19 protein-coding genes are annotated in these 17860 nt (G+C 63.2%); 6 read left to right on the plus strand and 13 right to left on the minus strand.

The window, feature by feature from the left end:
• Nucleotides 1-21: 21 nt before the first annotated feature.
• Together mntR and LDL32_RS09770 are read right to left on the minus strand one after the other, a co-directional pair.
• Entirely contained in the window at nt 22-474 is a 453-nt protein-coding gene (gene mntR / locus LDL32_RS09765; RefSeq protein ID WP_255673908.1) for a manganese-binding transcriptional regulator MntR, read from the minus strand.
• Between the two features lie 83 nt (nt 475-557).
• Nucleotides 558-1229 carry a peroxiredoxin gene (locus LDL32_RS09770; protein ID WP_233066354.1) on the minus strand — a complete coding sequence of 224 codons (672 nt, stop codon included), beginning with the start codon at nt 1227-1229 and terminating at the stop codon, nt 558-560.
• A gap of 89 nt (nt 1230-1318) precedes the next feature.
• Between LDL32_RS09770 and LDL32_RS09775 the strand changes: the two genes are divergently transcribed.
• From LDL32_RS09775 to LDL32_RS09785, 3 genes are all read left to right on the plus strand, one after another.
• On the plus strand, nt 1319-2242 hold the full coding sequence (locus LDL32_RS09775) for an MBL fold metallo-hydrolase (RefSeq protein ID WP_233066357.1): 924 nt from the start codon (nt 1319-1321) through the stop codon (nt 2240-2242).
• Nucleotides 2243-2303: 61 nt separating this feature from the next.
• Nucleotides 2304-3590: an FAD/NAD(P)-binding oxidoreductase gene (locus LDL32_RS09780; protein WP_233066360.1), complete on the plus strand. Its 1287-nt coding sequence runs from the start codon at nt 2304-2306 to the stop codon at nt 3588-3590.
• Nucleotides 3591-3646: 56 nt separating this feature from the next.
• On the plus strand, nt 3647-4234 hold the full coding sequence (locus LDL32_RS09785) for a DUF1643 domain-containing protein (protein ID WP_233066362.1): 588 nt from the start codon (nt 3647-3649) through the stop codon (nt 4232-4234).
• Nucleotides 4235-4275: 41 nt separating this feature from the next.
• Here the strand turns inward: LDL32_RS09785 and LDL32_RS09790 are convergent, their stop codons facing one another.
• On the minus strand, nt 4276-4971 hold the full coding sequence (locus LDL32_RS09790) for an SDR family NAD(P)-dependent oxidoreductase (RefSeq protein ID WP_233066365.1): 696 nt from the start codon (nt 4969-4971) through the stop codon (nt 4276-4278).
• Between the two features lie 206 nt (nt 4972-5177).
• Nucleotides 5178-6257, minus strand: a complete 1080-nt coding sequence (gene dinB / locus LDL32_RS09795; protein WP_233066367.1) for a DNA polymerase IV — start codon at nt 6255-6257, stop codon at nt 5178-5180.
• A gap of 402 nt (nt 6258-6659) precedes the next feature.
• Between dinB and LDL32_RS09800 the strand changes: the two genes are divergently transcribed.
• From LDL32_RS09800 to LDL32_RS09810, 3 genes are all read left to right on the plus strand, one after another.
• Nucleotides 6660-7364, plus strand: a complete 705-nt coding sequence (locus LDL32_RS09800) for a YfdX family protein (protein WP_233066369.1) — start codon at nt 6660-6662, stop codon at nt 7362-7364.
• 130 nt (nt 7365-7494) lie between these two features.
• On the plus strand, nt 7495-8112 hold the full coding sequence (locus LDL32_RS09805) for a hypothetical protein (protein ID WP_233068819.1): 618 nt from the start codon (nt 7495-7497) through the stop codon (nt 8110-8112).
• 209 nt (nt 8113-8321) lie between these two features.
• Nucleotides 8322-8564, plus strand: coding sequence for a hypothetical protein (locus LDL32_RS09810; protein WP_233068821.1), 243 nt, complete (start codon nt 8322-8324; stop codon nt 8562-8564).
• 37 nt (nt 8565-8601) lie between these two features.
• On the opposite strand, the gene LDL32_RS09815 is transcribed toward LDL32_RS09810, so the two are convergent.
• The 9 genes from LDL32_RS09815 to tilS form a co-directional block, all read right to left on the minus strand.
• Complete coding sequence (locus LDL32_RS09815; protein WP_233066371.1) at nt 8602-9048, minus strand: hypothetical protein; 447 nt, start codon at nt 9046-9048, stop codon at nt 8602-8604.
• Nucleotides 9049-9334: 286 nt separating this feature from the next.
• The gene (locus LDL32_RS09820; RefSeq protein WP_233066373.1) at nt 9335-9892 is read right to left on the minus strand and encodes a response regulator transcription factor; all 558 of its coding nucleotides are present in this window, start codon (nt 9890-9892) and stop codon (nt 9335-9337) included.
• A gap of 24 nt (nt 9893-9916) precedes the next feature.
• On the minus strand, nt 9917-10753 hold the full coding sequence (locus tag LDL32_RS09825) for an IS5 family transposase (RefSeq protein WP_048856220.1): 837 nt from the start codon (nt 10751-10753) through the stop codon (nt 9917-9919).
• Between the two features lie 30 nt (nt 10754-10783).
• Nucleotides 10784-11002 (minus strand): response regulator, encoded by a 219-nt coding sequence (locus LDL32_RS09830; RefSeq protein WP_233066375.1) that lies wholly within the window; start codon nt 11000-11002, stop codon nt 10784-10786.
• 137 nt (nt 11003-11139) lie between these two features.
• Complete coding sequence (thiD, locus tag LDL32_RS09835) at nt 11140-11934, minus strand: bifunctional hydroxymethylpyrimidine kinase/phosphomethylpyrimidine kinase (protein ID WP_233066377.1); 795 nt, start codon at nt 11932-11934, stop codon at nt 11140-11142.
• 5 nt (nt 11935-11939) lie between these two features.
• Nucleotides 11940-13298, minus strand: coding sequence for a phosphoglucosamine mutase (glmM, locus tag LDL32_RS09840; protein ID WP_233066379.1), 1359 nt, complete (start codon nt 13296-13298; stop codon nt 11940-11942).
• A 51-nt stretch (nt 13299-13349) separates the two neighbouring features.
• Nucleotides 13350-14390: a dihydropteroate synthase gene (gene folP, locus LDL32_RS09845; RefSeq protein ID WP_233066381.1), complete on the minus strand. Its 1041-nt coding sequence runs from the start codon at nt 14388-14390 to the stop codon at nt 13350-13352.
• A gap of 104 nt (nt 14391-14494) precedes the next feature.
• Nucleotides 14495-16435: an ATP-dependent zinc metalloprotease FtsH gene (gene ftsH, locus LDL32_RS09850; protein WP_233066383.1), complete on the minus strand. Its 1941-nt coding sequence runs from the start codon at nt 16433-16435 to the stop codon at nt 14495-14497.
• A 132-nt stretch (nt 16436-16567) separates the two neighbouring features.
• Complete coding sequence (tilS, locus tag LDL32_RS09855) at nt 16568-17857, minus strand: tRNA lysidine(34) synthetase TilS (protein WP_233066385.1); 1290 nt, start codon at nt 17855-17857, stop codon at nt 16568-16570.
• Nucleotides 17858-17860: the final 3 nt, after the last annotated feature.

The raw sequence follows: 17860 nt of genomic DNA on the forward strand, positions 1-17860 counted from the left end.
GCAATCATCCCTGCCGGGTGATCAGTCGCGGCGGCGCCGGGCCGCCGCCATGAAGGCGCCCAGCCCCGCATCAAGCGCATGGCGCAGCGCCGCCAGCGTTTCCTTGCCCACGTAGTGCTCCATGCCTTCGGCATCAATGCGCGCGCTGGCCTCGCTCACGCCCAGCGCGCGCAGGAACTGCTCGACCACACGATGGCGCTCCCGGCTTTCACGCGCCATGTCGTACCCGGCCCCGGTCAGGAAGATGCCACGATAGCGGCGGCGCGTGACCAGGCCTTCCGCTTCCAGCCGCACCAGCATCTTGGCCACGGTGGGCTGGGAGACGCCAAGCCTTGCCGCTATATCCACCTGGCGTGCTTCCTGCCCGTCATTGAGCAGGTCATCGATCAGTTCGACGTAATCCTCGACCAGTGCCGTCTTGCGCGCCAGCCGCGCCTGGCGGAAACCGGCGGACTGCATGTCCGCATCCACCATGGGCCGCGCCCGCATGCCATGGCCATTGCCCGGCCTGCGATCATGGTCGGGCATGGCTGCTCCCCCCGCGGCCCGGCATGGCATTAACGCGACCGGTCGGTATCAGGCATGGTGTCATAGAACCAGCAAGGCCCCTTGGCCCGGCGCACGGCGGCCTGCGTGGTGGGCACGGGCCTGACCACGTCACAGCCCGGGGTCCAGCCCTCCGGTGTCATGACGGCATTGCCGTCACTGCGGCGCAGGGCCTCGACCAGGCGGAGCAGTTCCTCCACCGAGCGACCGACCGACATGGGGTACCATACAAGCGCACGGATCACCCCCGCCGGGTCGATCACGTAGCTTGCGCGCACGGTGGCGCTGTTATACGCGGTCTGGTCGAGCATGCCATAGGCGCGGCATACCGCCATGGAGGGGTCCTCCACCAGCGGGAAGGGAATCTCGACGCCAAAGCGTTCCTGTATCGTTTCCAGCCATGCCAGATGCGCGTACAGGCTGTCGACCGACAGGCCCAGCAGCGCGCAGTCCAGCTTTTCAAAACGGTCCATCGCCCTGGCCAGCGCCATGAACTCACTGGTGCAGACGGGCGTGAAATCCGCCGGATGGGAAAAAAACAGAAGCCAGCGCCCGCGGAAATCCGACAGGCGCATCTCTCCCTTCGTGGTGCGGGCCATGAAGTCCGGCGCCACGTCGCCAATACGCAGCGGGCGGGTTCCCGTCACGCCGCCGACTGCAGGTATGCTGCCCTCAGTACTCATACCCTGCCTTTTGCATCTGACGCGCCTTGACGCAAGCGGTCTCATAACATACATGTATTATGTAATTCATAAACTATGGAAAACATTCCATGCAGGATCCTGTCATCCAGGCCGCCACGCGCCAGATCGCAACATGCCGCGCAGCCGGCACGGTACCGGTTGTCAGGACGTTTTTCGACAATCCCACCTTCACCGCCACCCATGTCGTGCATGACCCGGCCACGATGGCCTGCGCGGTCGTGGACAGCGTGATGGATTACGACCCCGCATCCGGCCGGATCGACCACGCCATGGCGCAGGAAGTCGTTGACTGCGTTACCACAGGAAAACTGAAAGTGGCGTGGCTGCTCGAGACCCACGTCCATGCCGACCACCTTTCCGCGGCCCCCTGGCTGCAGGAACGGCTGAGCGGGCAGCTTGCCATCGGTGCCGACATCCTGCGCGTGCAGGACATTTTCGGCAAGCTGTTCAACGCCGGCACGCGCTTTGCGCGCGACGGGTCGCAGTTCGACCGTCTTTTCCATGATGGCGAGACCTTCATGCTCGGTTCCCTGCCCGTCATCGCCCTGCATGTACCGGGTCACACACCGGCGGACATGGCCTACGTCATCGGGGATGCCGCCTTTATCGGTGATACCCTGTTCATGCCCGATTACGGCACGGCGCGGGCCGATTTTCCCGGTGGGGACGCACGCACGCTGTACCATTCGATCCGCAGGCTCCTGTCCCTGCCGGACGAGACGCGGGTCTTCCTGTGCCACGACTACAAGGCGCCGGGGCGGGACGAATACGCGTGGGAAACCACAATCGGCGCGGAACGCCGCCACAATGTCCACGTTCATGACGGCGTGGATGAAGATACGTTCGTGACGATGCGCACCCGGCGCGATGCCACGCTGTCACTGCCGAACCTGATCATGCCGTCCGTGCAGGTCAACATGCGGGCCGGCCATCTGCCCGAACCGGAAGACAATGGTGTAAGCTACATCAAAATACCGGTCAGCAGTTCCTGACAGTCGCTGCCGCCACCCTGTTTTACCCTGCGTTTTTCCATTCTGCTTACGGAGAACCTTCATGACAGACACCGCCCCATCCGCCCCCGGTCTGGCCAGTGCCGTACGGGGACTGACCTATGATGTTGTCGTGGTTGGCGGGGGGGCCGCGGGCCTGTCCACCGCCGCCAGCATCCTCAGGCGGCGGGGCGGCATCACGGTTGCGATCATCGAGCCGTCCACCTCGCATTTCTACCAGCCGGGCTGGACACTGGTCGGTGGCGGGGTGTTCAAGCAGTCCCGGACACGGCGGTCGGAAAAGCGGCTGATCCCCCCCGGTGCCGACTGGGTGCAGGCGGCGGCCATCGGGTTCGAGCCCGAAGCCAGTCTCGTGCATCTGTCAAACGGTTCCTCCATCCGCTACAACGTGCTGGTCGTGGCCACCGGCTTGAGCCTGAACTGGGACGGGATCGAGGGCCTGAGCGAGACGCTGGGCCGCAATGGCGTGACCTCCAACTACCGCTACGACCTGGCCCCCTATACCTGGCAGCTTGTACAGACACTGGGGCGCGGCAACGCGGTATTCACCCAGCCGCCCATGCCCATCAAATGCGCGGGCGCGCCACAGAAGGCGATGTACCTGGCCTGTGACGCATGGCGCAGGCGGGGGCTGGCCGACAACATCAACGTCTCCTTCCATACCGCGACACCGGGGCTGTTCGGGGTGAAGGAATTCGTGCCGCCGCTGATGGAATACATCCATCGCTACCACATTGACCTGTGCCTGAAATCCAACCTGAAGAAGGTGGACGGCAGGAACCGTATCGCCACATTCGAGAACGTGGCGGAAGATGGCGGCAAGACCACCACCGAGACGGAATTCGACATGCTGCATGTCGTCCCGCCCCAGTGCGCGCCCGAAGTGATCCGCAACAGCCCGCTGGCGGGTGAAGGCGGCTGGGTATCGGTTGATCCCGCCACGCTGCGCCATACGAAGTATGAAAACGTCTTTTCGCTGGGCGACGTGGCTGGCACGTCTAACGCCAAAACGGCGGCGGCCGTGCGTGTGCAGGCCCCGGTTGTTGCGGTCAACGTGCTGGCCACGCTGGACCACAGGCCGATGGTGGCCGACTATGACGGTTATGGCGCCTGCCCGCTCACGGTGGAGCGCGGGCGGATCGTGCTGGCCGAATTCGCCTATGGCGGCAAGCTGGACCCGACCCTGCCCACATGGCTGCTGGATGGCCGCAAGCCCACCCATTTTGCATGGTTTCTCAAGGAATGGGTGATGCCGGTCCTGTACTGGGACGGCATGCTCAGGGGCCGCGAACTGATGGTCGCCCCCCACAAAATCGGCACGCCGCGCTGAACTGGCCGGCCGGGTGACACGATACATGGCCGCGCGGGGTGGATCTCCGCGCGGCCATGCGTATGAATACGGCCATGGATACCAAGCCGCCTTCCACCCACCATGTGGGTTCTTCCCGTCCGCTGCGCCTGGCTGATGACGTGGTCAGCAGGGCCGTCTATGGTGGGCCGGACAGATGCTACCGCTATGAACTGATACGTACGTGGGATGCGGATCGCCCCGCTGTCATGTGGCTGATGATGAACCCGTCGGTCGCGACCGAGGACGGGGATGACCGTACGGTGGCCAAGTGCCAGCGTTACGCCCGCGCATGGGGATACGGCACGCTACTGGTGGGCAACACGTTCGCCTATCGCTGCACCGACCAGAAACGCCTGACGGAAGTGCCTGACCCGGTCGGGCCTGATAATGACCGCCACCTGCTGGACATGGCGCGCCGGGCCAGCCTGGTGATCGCGGCCTACGGCTCCCCCCAGATCAAGAGCCTGCTGCCACGCGGGCCCGAAGTGGTGCGGATGCTCCAGCAGCACGGCATTACCGTCAGCGCCATGCGCCTGAGCCGCCGTTCGGGCCGGCCGGAACACCCGCTGTACCTGCCCGCCGACCTGCGGCCCGAACCCCTGCCTGCCGATCCGCTGACCTGACTGGCCAGCCGGGACTCAGCGGGTGGTGACGGACCACCGGGTCAGAAGCTTTCTTCCGCCCGGCAGTTGACCGGCACTTCGGAAATGCTGACCTCATTAGGAGACGTGACAAGGAAGTGGGCAATACGGCCGATTTCCTCGGGCGGGGTCATTTTCAGGTCCGCCATCATGCCAGCCACCATATCCGTCCTGACAAAACCGGGACAGATGACGGTCGAACGGATGCCATGGTCAAAACCTGCATGGCGGATGGCGTGCGCCAGCGCCAGCGACCCGAATTTGGATACGGCATAGGCCCCCGAATCCGCATCATAAACCCGTTTGCTGGACAGTGAGCCGATGATGATCACCCGCCCCTGCCCACAGGCCACCAGCTGGTCCCATGCGGCGGCCACAAGCCTGCGGGGACTTTTGACATGGACCTCCAGCATGTCGTCCATATCGCGTTCGGAAATGTCGATGACGCTTTTCCACGTCCCGATGCCCGCATTGGCCACAACGGCGTCAATCCGCCCGAAACGGCCCTGCGTTTCCTTCACCCACGCGGCTTCGGTCGTGGCGTCAAGCGCGTCATAGCGGGACACCAGCACCCGTTCCCCGTCAGCCCATGCGGGCATGTGCGGGGTGCGCATGCCAAGGCTGACATGCCAGCCCGCGTCGTGAAACCTGCGGGCAATGGCAGCCCCCATGCCACGCGCGGCCCCTGAAACCATGATGACCCGTCCGGACTCTGCCATGGAGGTTTTTCCCGCATCCTGTGGGTTGTCGATACGGTGCCATCCTTTCACAGGATGGACGACCTGACGAATCCATTTGCATTACGCAACGAAAAAGGAAGGGCGGATTTTCCTCAAGACTGCTCTGGCAATACTGCAGTGGCAACAAGGCACGGGCCATCGTGGAAAACGCTCTTCCGGAAACACCCATTCCCGGGAACCGTCTTTTACCCGAACAGCGCCAGTTGCCGGGGCGCGGGCTGCGTATCCTGCGCGCGCAGTCCGGATACGGTAATGCCCAGCAGCCGGATGCCCCGTGGCAGGGGAAAACACGGGGCCAGTAACCCCTGCGCCCGATCGGTCAGGTCGGGTGCGTCACGCACCGGTTCCGCCGCCGTGCGCCCGCGCACGATCTGGCGAAAATCATTGTATTTCAGCTTTATGGTAACGGTAACGCCCGTCAGGCTGCGGGCCGTGCAGCGGTTCCATACCCGTGCCGACAGGTCGGCCACGCTGTCACATGCGGCGGACCAGTCATGGATATCGGTCTCGAATGTTTTTTCCGCCCCTACCGAACGGCGCGGCCGGTTGACCTCGACCGGGCGTTCATCAAGCCCCCGCGCAATACCGTAATAGAAATCCGCCGCCTTGCCGAAATGCCGCAGCAGGCGCGACAGCGGCTGGCCACGCAGGTCCAGCCCCGTGTGGATACCCAGCGCGTTCATGCGCGCAGCGGTGGCAGGCCCGATGCCATGAAAGGCTTCCACCGGCAGGTCAGCCACGAAATCCGCCCCCATGGCCGGTGTAATGACAAACTGGCCGTCGGGTTTGCGATAGTCCGATGCCAGCTTGGCCAGGAATTTGTTGTAGGACACGCCCGCCGATGCGGTGAGCCCCGTCTCGGCATGGATCAGCCCCCGGATGGCGGTGGCAATGGCCGTAGCCGATGGGTAGGGCAGCAGCGGCCGCGTTACATCCAGATAGGCTTCATCAAGTGAAAGCGGCTGGATCAGGCTGGTAAAGCGGGAAAATATGCCATGTACCTGCGCCGAGACGGCACGGTACACCTCAAAGCGGGGCGGTACGAATACCAGGTCAGGGCATTTACGCAGCGCCGTGACCGAAGGCATGGCCGAACGGACCCCGAAGCGCCGGGCTTCATAACTGGCGGCGGCCACGACGCCACGGCGTCCGGGGCTGCCCACGGCAACCGGCCGCCCGCGCAGGGCCAGGTTGTCGCGCTGCTCGACCGAGGCATAGAACGCATCCATGTCCACATGGATGATACGACGGCAGGCCTGTGTCATGCCGCTACCGGGTCGTGCGCCTGCACGGCCATGCCCACGCGGGGCACGACCGGCATGCAATCAGGCCGGATCAGCCGTTGCACTTCTTTTTCTTGAGGAAAAACACGATAAGGCCGGCAATCGCGCCAAAAACCAGAATACCCTTCATGCACGGAGACTTGGACGGGCACTTGGTTGTACAGTCAGACATGGTTCATTCCTTGATCAATCGGGCCGGCGCCCGGACGGGCGCGGCACGCCCCCATACTACCGCATGCCCGAAACATGACCATACCGCATTTTACATGCATGTTCCCGTTCTGGCCTGACATGCGATGACAGGGCAGCCGCATTGCGTTGTGCCATCTTTTGTTACGCAGGGCGGCAGGCGATGATGGCGCCGCAAAGACCGGAGTATGAACCATGAAGAAAATCGCCTTCCTGCCTGCCGCCCTGCTCATGCTTGGAACCGCAATGGGCTCGGCCCATGCGGCATCATCCGCCGGGCGTGCGGTCAACCGTGATTTCGCCAAGCTCTCGGCCGATGGCAGCCGCGCGTTTGACGACATCGCCATGGCCCGCACCGCGCTGGCCAACAACGACACCGCTGGCGCCGTGAAGCTGCTGACCGATGCCAATAACGCCCTGCAGCGCGCCAAGAGCGACAACAGGGTGTTCATGAAGGCGGAAGCCCAGCTCACCCCGCCCAAAAAGGCCCCGACGGGCGCACCCGCCCCAGCCGCCGCCCCCTCCACCAAGCCGGTTGCGTGGCTGCCGGTTGATGGCGAATACATTGTAACCGAGGATCTGGAGCCTACTTCCACCAAGGCTACCGCCGTGAACTCGGCCAATACCAGCCTGAACAAGGGCAAGCCCGCGCAGGCGGCGCAGAACCTGCAGGTCGCGGCCGTGGATGTCGATTTCGTTCTGGCCATCGCCCCGCTTGATGCCAGTGCCAGCGATGTCTATCGCGCAACCAACCTGCTGGCGGGCAAGGACACCAAGGGCGCCGACAATGCCCTGCAGGAAGCCCAGAACAGCATCCGCTTCGTATCCGAAGACATGGTCGGCTCCCCCAATGGGCAGCCACAGGGCTCCGGCAATGGCAAAAAGACCGCCGGTCACTGACCCTTACGGGTGCTTCCGGTCCTTCTCCATGCGTAGCACGGCAGGGTCGTGCCGCGCATTGCGGCATGGTGCGCGTGGCAGGCCGGCCCTGCCACGCGCCCGGGCGGGTATACGTGTCCTGCTGGCCTGCATGGGCATAGGCTGGACAGCCACGGGAATGGGGTGGCCCCTGTCCACCGCCCGGGCAGCAGGTGAAATCCAGCTGTGTCTGGAACAGCATCCGGTGCAGGACAGCTTCGTGCAGGCACCATCGGGGCAGATGCCGGTGCATGTGCCTGCCGGCACCGTGTTCAATTACGCAGGCCATGCCTTTGGTCCCGCTGCCGACCCGCTCGACCGCGCCCATGCCAACCCGGATGGTGATGGCTGGCGCGGCATATCCAGCGCGGAAGAAACCCGCCGCCGTAACCTGCAGATGGAAGATATTGGCGGTGATGGTACCTATCACCGCCCGCAGGCCGCCCTCGTGACTACCGGCGCCGTGACCCTGTCACGCAGCCACCCCTGCGCACGCATGGGGGCCAGTGCCCTCCTGTCCCCTGACTGGACATGGACGATGGATACGATCCCGGCCCGCCCCGACATGTATTTCCAGGTCTATGGCACCCTGCGCGACGACCATCTTGATCCGACATTCAATGACGATAACGATCCCTTCCAGCGGATCGCGGCGCGGGGCGGCATCAATGCCGTTGTTACACAAACAGTTGACCAGGCCGTTACACTGAATTCGCCAGACCAGCCATGATGCGGGCCTGAATAACAGGGCCTGTCTATACTTTAATGGTTCCGGCCCGTTTCAGTCATGGCCTTCAATGCACACATGCGTATACAAACCGGCGGGCTGCTACATGGCCGCACCGGATGGTAAACCATAACATGTATGTTAAAGGTAATTTTACAGCTCCGGCATATGCCGGGCAGGCCGGGCAACCGATGGGAACTATGGAGAAGGGGATGGCGCTCTACCAGTCCGCACAGTTTGTCGACACGTGGACCGATCCTGAATTTGACAAGATCCATCCCCCCCGTACCGTCGCCCCCCATTCAGGCATCTACCGCTGCGTAGGATGCGGGGTGGAGATAGCCATAAGCGAAGGGCATCTCCTGCCGCCCATCCATGCCCACCCGCACCGGCTGGGCACGAAGGAGGCATGGCAGATGATCGTCTATGCCGACCACCGCCAAAAACCGGGCTGAATTTCCACCCGTTCCGCCCGCTGCGGTCTGGTCAGTGTTACCACCAGCCGCCGCCCCATGGGCCGCCCCAGCCTCCACCCCAGCCCCACATGCCCCAGTTCCATGAGGCATCCTGGTACATATCCGCTGTCATCTGCTGCTGGTCAGCCAGATTCTGGGCCTGCACATAGGACATGTAGCGCCCATAGGCCGCCTGGTTGCCGACATACAGGCAATTGCACACCTTCGGGTCGGAATAGATGTACAGCATGTGATCCCCGAACGATTTCTGCAAAAACCGGTTGGGGGGAAGCTTCTGCAACATTGCCTGCCGCTCGGGATCATTGGCGGGACGCACGACAAAACCGGCGGCGGCGAGGCTGTTTTCCTTATCCGTGATCTGGTCGCGCACGCTTTCGCACGCTGTAAGCCCGATGGACGCGACAAGCAGCAGTGCACCGCCTGTATGAAGATGTCCCAGCGCCCGTTTTATTCCCATCGACATGCTGCCTGTTTCCATCCTGGTTGATGTGCGCATCCTGTCCCATGCAACGCGCGGAATAAAGATGTGACGGAAAAAACATATGCATTATTCCGACAGAGTTTGATTTATCTCATGTCCGGGCCGGAAACATCAATGCCATAACACAGGGGCGATGGGGGCATCGCATATCGAATCATCACTTAAAACCTTGGCGGGTTCCTTTACGGGAACCCGCCATTTTTCTTTATACGGACAGTCGCATGGCCATACCGGCCATGAAGGACAGGAACAGCAGCGTTGCCTGTACTCAGGCAGCCGTTACCGGCACCCGTGTCTCCTCCACTGCCCCGAGTGCCGGGATGGCCTCGTCACGCAGTACATAACCCTGCCCCCATACGGTGGCGATGAGATGGCCCGCCCCGGCCACCTGCAGTTTCTTGCGCAGCTTGCAGATGAAGACATCGATGATCTTCATTTCCGGCTCATCCATGCCGCCATACAGGTGATTGAGGAAGGCATCCTTGGTCAGGACCATGCCCTTGCGCAGCAGCAGCAGCTCCAGGATCATGTATTCCTTGCCCGTCAGGTGCACACCCTGCCCCTGTACGCTGACCTGCCGGCTCCCCAGGCACAGTTCCAGCTGGCCCGCGCGCAATGTCGGCTCGCTATACCCCTTGGAGCGGCGGATGACCGCCTGCATCCGCGCCGTCAGTTCCATCGATTCGTAGGGGCGGGTCACATAGTCATCCGCGCCGGTGGAAAATGCCTTTACCTTTGCGGTGGCGGCCTTCTCTTCCGAAAGGACCATGACCGGGGTCGGCACCCGTGCGGCACGGCTGACACGGATGACTTCAAACCCGTCCATGTCAGAGCCCGATCCGAAAGTTTTTCAACCCTGACAATGCCTTGCTGTCCGTCGTGTGAGCATTCGGATTGAGGCGATCAATGTCCATGCGGTTGAGGAAGCAATGGATTGTTCCCAATCTTTGGCGAGCCGCCTGCATCGTCCCAGCCATGCGAATGTCCGTTCCACCACCCAGCGACGCGGCAGGATCTGAAAACCCTTCACCGTATCGGACCGCCTGATGATTTCGAGGGTCCATTTTCCCATGGAGGCGAGCGCGGATCGCAATTTGTCGCCAGCATAGCCGCCATCAGCGAAGATGTGGCGCAGCCAGGGAAAGCGCCTGCGTATCGCTGCCAGAACATCAACGGCCCCATCACGGTCCTGGATATCAGCGGCATGAACGAGGAGAAAGATCAGGAAGCCGCAGGTATCCGTCACGATATGGCGCTTGCGGCCCTTGACCTTCTTCCCCGCGTCATAGCCCGAAATCCCGCCGCTTTCCGTGGTTTTCACCGACTGGCTGTCAATCACGCCCGCGCTCGGAGAGGCGTCACGTCCCTCGATCTCGCGCAGGCTCATGACCAGCACCGTATTCATGACCTCGAACACTCCGGCATCACGCCAGGCGTAAAAATAGCGCCTGATGGTCGAGACCGGCGGAAAGCATTTCGGCAGCAGACGCCACGCACACCCGGCCGAGGCTATGTAGAGCATCGCATTGACCACCTCGCGCATATCCGTCGTGCGCGGACGACCGCCCCGTTTCGCCGGGGGCACAAATGGCATGATCAAAGTCCACTCCCCGTCCGTCATGTCCGATGGATATCGCAATCTTTCCCGGCTATACTCGCGCCGGGCAATACCAGTCCATGTCACCATTCACTCCATCTCTCTGCAAAGACGGATGAATCACAACAGGCTGGTATTGTTCAAAAACTTTCGGATCGGGCTCTCAGGCAGATTTACGTCCATGACCGCCAGGTCATAGTTATAGGATTTTAACATTCCGAGGGCATCATGACCGGTATCGACATGATCGACTGTAAATCCGGCCTTTTCCATATGCCGGGTGGTCTCATCGACTTTTCGGGCATTGGGCTCAACTAGCAAAATTCTCATATCGACCATCCAGTAGATATTTGTTCTTATCTACCTATACGTGCGCGTGATCGCTACAACAACCTAAAGTTGACGATATATTAGCGGTAATTTATTCGTAAATCGTATTTCTAATTCTTTATTTAATTAATAATCAGTTAATTCATTTATATCCTGATGCCCACCGCATGGTCCAGCGGGCCGGAGCCCGCGCCATAACCCGGGGCCGCGGCAATCGCGTTGCGCACATAGGTCCGTGCGCGCACCACGGCATCGCGCAACGTCATGCCCTGCCCCAGTCCCGTGGCAATGGCGCTGGCAAGTGTGCAGCCCGTACCATGGGTATGACGGGTGGCGATGCGGGGGCTTGCGAATGTCTCCATCCTGCCGCCCTGTTCCACCAGCACATCCACCAGTTCATCACCCTGTATATGGCCGCCCTTGAGCAGCACGGCGCGCGCGCCCAGCGCCAGCAGCTCGCGCGCCGCGTCCTGCATGTCCTCCCGCCGGGCAATGGGGCGGCCCAGCAGGGCTTCGGCCTCGGGCAGGTTGGGGGTCAGGACGGTGGCAAGCGGCACCAGCCGGTCGCGCAGGGTCGCCAGCGCGCTGTCATGCAGCAGCGCGGCTCCACCCTTTGCCACCATGACCGGATCAAGCACATAGGGCACGTCGGCGGATGTCATCAGCACGGCGGCGATCGCCTCGATCACCTCCGGTCGGTCAAGCATGCCGCTCTTGAAGGCATCGACCCCCAGGTCATCCATGACGCAGCGCATCTGCGCCACGATGAATTCGGGCGCGACCGGCATGACGTCGTGCACGCCAAGCGTATTCTGTGCCGTCAGCGCCGTGATGGCGGTCATGGCAAAGCCGCCCAGCACCGTCACGGTCTTGATATCGGCCTGAATACCGGCGCCGCCGCCGCTATCGCTCCCGGCCATGATGAGAATACGCCCGCGCATGAACTTCAGCCCGCCATCTGGATCGCGTTGATGGATTCGCACATATCTTCCACCACTTCCTTTACCAGTGCTTCGTCTTCCGCTTCCACCATTACACGCACCAGCGGTTCGGTGCCGCTTTCACGCAGCAGCAGGCGCCCACGATCACCCAGCCGCTTTTCCGCAGCCATGCGGGCTTCATTCACCTGCGGGTCGTGCAGCGGGCTCCTGCCGACAAAACGGATATTGCGCAGCAGTTGCGGATAGGGCCTGAACATGCGGCAGACCGCACTGGCGGGGCGGCCTGTCTCCACCACTTCGGCCAGCACCTGCAGGGCCGCGACCAGCCCGTCTCCCGTTGTGGCGAAATCGGACAGCACCATGTGCCCGGACTGTTCGCCCCCGATATTGGCACCCAGTTCGCGCATCTTCTCCACCACGTAGCGGTCCCCCACCGCCGTGCGCACCAGTTCCAGCCCCTGCGTTTCCAGATAGCGCTCCAGCCCCATGTTGGACATGACGGTGGCCACGATATGCCGCCCGGACAGCCGTCCCTGCCGCGCCCAGGAGGTAGAGATCAGCGCCAGGATCTGGTCTCCGTCGATCAGCCGCCCCTTTTCATCGGAAATCAGCACCCGGTCCGCATCCCCATCAAGCGCTATCCCGATATCGGCCCGATGGCGCAGCACCGCGGCACACAGGGCTTCGGGCCGGGTGGAGCCGCATCCTTCATTGATGTTGATACCATCGGGGTCACAGCCGATGCGCACCACTTCCGCCCCCAGTTCCCACAGCGCGGTGGGAGCCACGCGGTAGGCTGCGCCATTGGCGCAGTCGATGACAATGCGCAGCCCGTCCAGCCGCAACCCGCGCGGGAAGGAAGACTTGGCATTTTCCACATACCGGCCGGCCGCGTCATTCAGGCGCGACGCGCGACCGATCTGGTCGGGGGCGGCCAGCCTGTCGGTCAGGTCCATGCCCATATCCGCCTCGATCCCGGCTTCCGTCTCATCCGAAAGCTTGAAGCCATCCGGTCCGAACAGCTTGATGCCGTTATCACCATACGGGTTGTGGGAGGCCGATATCATGACCCCCAGATCCGCCCGCAGCGAGCGGGTAAGCATGGCGATGGCCGGGGTAGGCATGGGGCCGACCAGCGTCACATCCATGCCCGCCGACAGGAAACCCGAGACAAGCGCGCATTCGATCATATAACCCGACAGGCGCGTGTCCTTGCCCAGCAGCACGCTATGGCGATGCGTGCCCTGAATGAACCGCAACCCTGCGGCCTGGCCCAGTTTCTGCGCTACTTCGACAGTCATTGGAAAACGGTTGGCGGTGCCCCGGATTCCATCCGTGCCGAACAGCTTTCTTGTCTTTACCATTACTGGGGATCTCCAGATGCGTTCTTGTCGTACACCGACCTACCTTACCTGTTATGGGCGATCCAGCCCCTGACTGACGCGCACGGCCTGCATCATTGCCGTCACATTATGAACGCGCAGCACGGCATCGGGAAAAACCAGCCCCGGCAGCGTGGCCGCAACCGTCGCCGGATCACGGCGCAGCGCATCGGGTTCGTGGCAGATTTCACCCAGCGTCCGCTTGCGCGACACCCCCAGCAGCACCCGGCAGCCAAGATTGGCCAGCAGCGGCAGGCGTGCCAGCAATTCAAGATTGCCCTCCGTCGTCTTGGCAAATCCGATACCCGGATCAATCAGTATCCGCTCCCGCGCAATGCCGGCACTCACGGCCTCATCCACCCGCGCGGACAGTTCGCGCAGCACGTCCACCGCTACGTCATCATACACCGCATGGGCCGCCATGGTCGCCGGCGTGCCCCGCATGTGCATGAGTACGACCGGGCAGCCATGGCGCGCCACCACCGCGCGCGCTGCCGGATCATGGGTCAGGGCCGAAACATCATTGATAAGGTCCGCCCCCGCATCCAGCGCCCGGTCCATGACCGAAGCCTGCCGCGTATCAATCGACAGGACCATGCCGGCCAGCGCCGTGCAGGCCCTGACCGCGCGGATGACCGGCCCGATGCGCCGCCATTCCTCCCCGGCGGTAATGGGTGGCGCACCGGGGCGGGTGCTTTCGCCGCCAATATCGACAATCCGGCAACCGGCGGCATGCATGGCCTGTATGGATTCAAGCGCTGCACGGACATGGTAATGCTGGCCGCCATCACTGAAGCTGTCAGGCGTAACGTTGATGATCCCCATAACCTGCGGGCCAGGCGGCAGGCCCGCAGCCGGGGTGGGCCTGTCCACACGCCCGGCACAGGCCGCCCATCCGGATGGTATGGCACAGGCGGACACGATACGTCCGGCCGGTTCATCCCCCCCGATCAGCCGGGCCAGCGCATAGGCATGCGGCCCGCCCGCCAGCCAACGCGCCTGTCCCGTCGTTACGGCCTGTTCCGCCGCCTTCCCCCGCAACAGCGCCAGGGGTTCGATCAGCCGGTCGTCCATGCAGTGTTCCGCAGTTTTCCGTGTATATGCCATGCCAGAGACAAACATGGCGGGGCAGCCATCGGCTACCCCGCCATGTTCTCTTTCCATCAGGCCCTGCAAGCCTAGCCTGCGGGAGCCGTGCCCACACCGTTATCCCCTTTCGGCGCGGGCAGTGGCGCCACGGGGGCCGATGGTGCCGATGGCGGCACTGACGGACGCCGGTTTTCCGGCATCGGATCATCCACCACCACGCGTTCGATCTTCTCGCCGCGCAGTACCTGGCGGATTTCCTCACCCGTCAGGGTTTCATATTCCAGCAGGGCGGAACCAAGCCTGTGCAACTGGTCGATATGGTCAAGCAGCAGGGTCCGGGCACGGTCATAAGCCGTATCGATCAGCTTGCGGACCTCGTTGTCGATTTCGCGCGCCGTTTCCTCGGACACATTCTTGTTCTGGGTCACGCTGTGGCCAAGGAACACTTCCTGCCCGTTGCCGCCATAGGCCACCATGCCCAGCTTTTCGCTCATGCCCCATTCGGTCACCATGCGGCGGGCCACGTCGGTCGCCATCTTGATGTCGCCCGATGCCCCGGTGGAGACGTTGTCGGGGCCAAAGATGATTTCCTCCGCCGCGCGCCCGCCCATGGCCAGGGTCAGCTTGCCAATGCACCATGACCGGCTTTCGGAATAACGATCCTTCTCCGGCAGGCTCATCACCATGCCCAGCGCACGGCCGCGCGGGATGATGGTCGCCTTGTGCACCGGGTCGGAACCGGGGGTCAGGATACCGACCAGTGCATGGCCGCCTTCATGGTAGGCGGTCATCTTCTTCTCGTCCTCGGTCATGACGAGCGAGCGGCGCTCGGCCCCCATCATCACCTTGTCCTTGGCGTTCTCGAACTCCAGCATCGCAACCGTGCGCTTGCCCAGGCGGGCGGCCATCAGTGCGGCTTCATTGACAAGGTTGGCCAGGTCCGCACCCGAGAACCCGGGCGTGCCGCGGGCAATGACCTTGGGGTCCACGTCGGAAGCCAGCGGCACCTTGCGCATGTGCACGCGCAGGATCTTCTCGCGGCCCGCCACATCCGGGTTGGGCACCACGACCTGACGGTCAAAGCGGCCGGGGCGCAGCAGGGCAGGGTCAAGAACGTCGGGGCGGTTGGTCGCGGCAATCAGGATCACGCCCTCATTGCTGTCAAAGCCGTCCATCTCGACCAGCATCTGGTTCAGGGTCTGCTCGCGCTCGTCATTGCCGCCACCCAGGCCCGCGCCACGATGGCGGCCCACGGCGTCGATTTCATCAATGAAGATGATGCAGGGCGCCGCCTTCTTGCCCTGCTCGAACATATCACGGACACGTGATGCGCCGACACCCACGAACATTTCGACAAAGTCGGAACCGGAAATGGTGAAGAAGGGAACATTCGCCTCACCCGCAATGGCACGGGCCAGAAGCGTCTTGCCGGTGCCGGGGGGGCCGACCAGCAGCACGCCCTTGGGGATCTTGCCGCCCAGGCGGGTGAACTTCTGCGGGTCGCGCAGGAAGTCGACGATTTCCTGCAGTTCGCTCTTGGCCTCATCAATGCCCGCCACGTCATCGAACGTAACGCGGCCCTGCTTTTCGGTCAGCATGCGTGCGCGCGACTTGCCAAAGCCCATGGCACGACCGCCGCCCGACTGCATCTGGCGCATGATGAAGATCCACGCACCCACCATAAGCAGCAGCGGCGCGTAATTGATCAGGTAGCGCAGGAAGGGATTGGTATCGTTTTCAAGCGGCTTGGCCGCGACTTCGATTCCCTTTTCCGTCAGGCGGGGGATAAGCGTCGGGTCCTGCGGGGCATAGGTGTCAAACGACGTGCCATCCGTCAGCGTGCCGCTGATATTGTGTTCCTGCACGACGACGGACCGGACATGGCCGCTGTTCACGTCTCCGATGAAATCGGAATATGCCAGTTGCTGTGATGCGTGCTGCACGCTTCCCGGCTGGAAAACGTTAAACAGCAGCAGCAACAGGACGATGATGATAACCCACAGGGCCAGGTTCCGGCCGAAATTGTTCATCTTGCCTTTTGTTCCATCCGCTGGCCCCTCCGCCACCGCCCCGGTTCGGGCAGATGAACAGACGCCACGTTCACTACGTTCTACCATACATAGGACGATCAAGGGATATTCACACCCCCAATCCACCACCTTTTATGACAGCAGGCCCGAAGGACCGTGCTGCACACCGCCAAACAGGGCGTCAGGCAATACGGGCTGGGGCGGATGGTTCATGAAAACCACGTCAGTCGCCCAGTCCTGCGCGTACACACCCATGTGAGGCACGGCAGCAACCCGCCCCCCCTGCCACAGCGCGGGCAATGTACGCAGCGCACGTGCCGGCCAGGCCGGGCGCCCCCGCCCCGTGGGCCACCACGATGCCACCGGCCCCGCCGCACCCATTTCACATCCCGGCGGCAGGGCTGGCGCGCGCAATGCGAAGCGCCGGTCCCATACCGCTCCCGCGCAGGCGGTGATGGAGGGTGCCATCGCCGCCTCCTCCCGCATGACAATCCATTGCCCATCGCGCCATGGCATGATGGCAACGCCTGCCAGCGTCGCGGGTTCTGGGGACCGGGCGAGTAAATTGATCCGCGCGCGCGCGGGCGGGTAGTCATGCCCCCCCACCACGCGCACAAGGCCGGACAGGACCCGTGGCGGCGCAAGACCGGCGGGAAGCACCACCCACCCCCCCGGATGGAAACCGGCATGGGCAGCCAGCCAGCGCGCATCTTCCCGGTCACGGGCCATGCGGCCCTGCCCGGCATGGCGGGCGTGCATTTGCAATGCGGTGCCCAGGCTGGCATCGGCCGCCAGAACCCGCCGCGCGCGTGCACGCTCGGTACGCAGGTCGGTGTTGGACGGGTCTTCCACCCACGCGATGCCCGCTGCACTTACCGTGGCATAAAGGGCCGGTTTGCCAAAGGACAGCAGGGGCCGGACAATACGGACGTCATGCACTGGCGTCGTGACCGCCATGGCCGCCAGCCCGTCCGCCCCACTTGCGGCCCGTCCGCGCATCAGGACCGTTTCGGCCTGATCGCCTGCATGATGGGCGACCAGCAGGTCCAGCGCACCCATGTCGCGGCAGGCGGCGAACAGGGCCTCATAGCGCATCCGGCGGGCCCGCTCGGCCATGCGGGGGCCACGTTCCAGCCCCTCCAGCACCAGCAGGCGCGCGGGCATGCCAAAAGCGGACAGGCGGCGGACCGTCTCCTCCGCCTCGCGCCGGGATTCGGCGCGCAGGCCGTGGTCAACCACCAGCCCCACGACATCACGCCGCCACTGACGGGCCAATACCGCCAGCGCCATGCTGTCCGCCCCGCCCGAGACCGCGATGGCCACCGGCACGCCGTGCCCCGGCCATGGGCCAAGGGCCGCCATGATGGGGGCGAAATGCCGCAAATCCAGCGGTTCAGCCAGATCCTGCGACTGGCCAGGCATGAT

The sequence above is a fragment of the Komagataeibacter sp. FNDCF1 genome (assembly GCF_021295335.1).
Classification (GTDB): domain Bacteria; phylum Pseudomonadota; class Alphaproteobacteria; order Acetobacterales; family Acetobacteraceae; genus Komagataeibacter.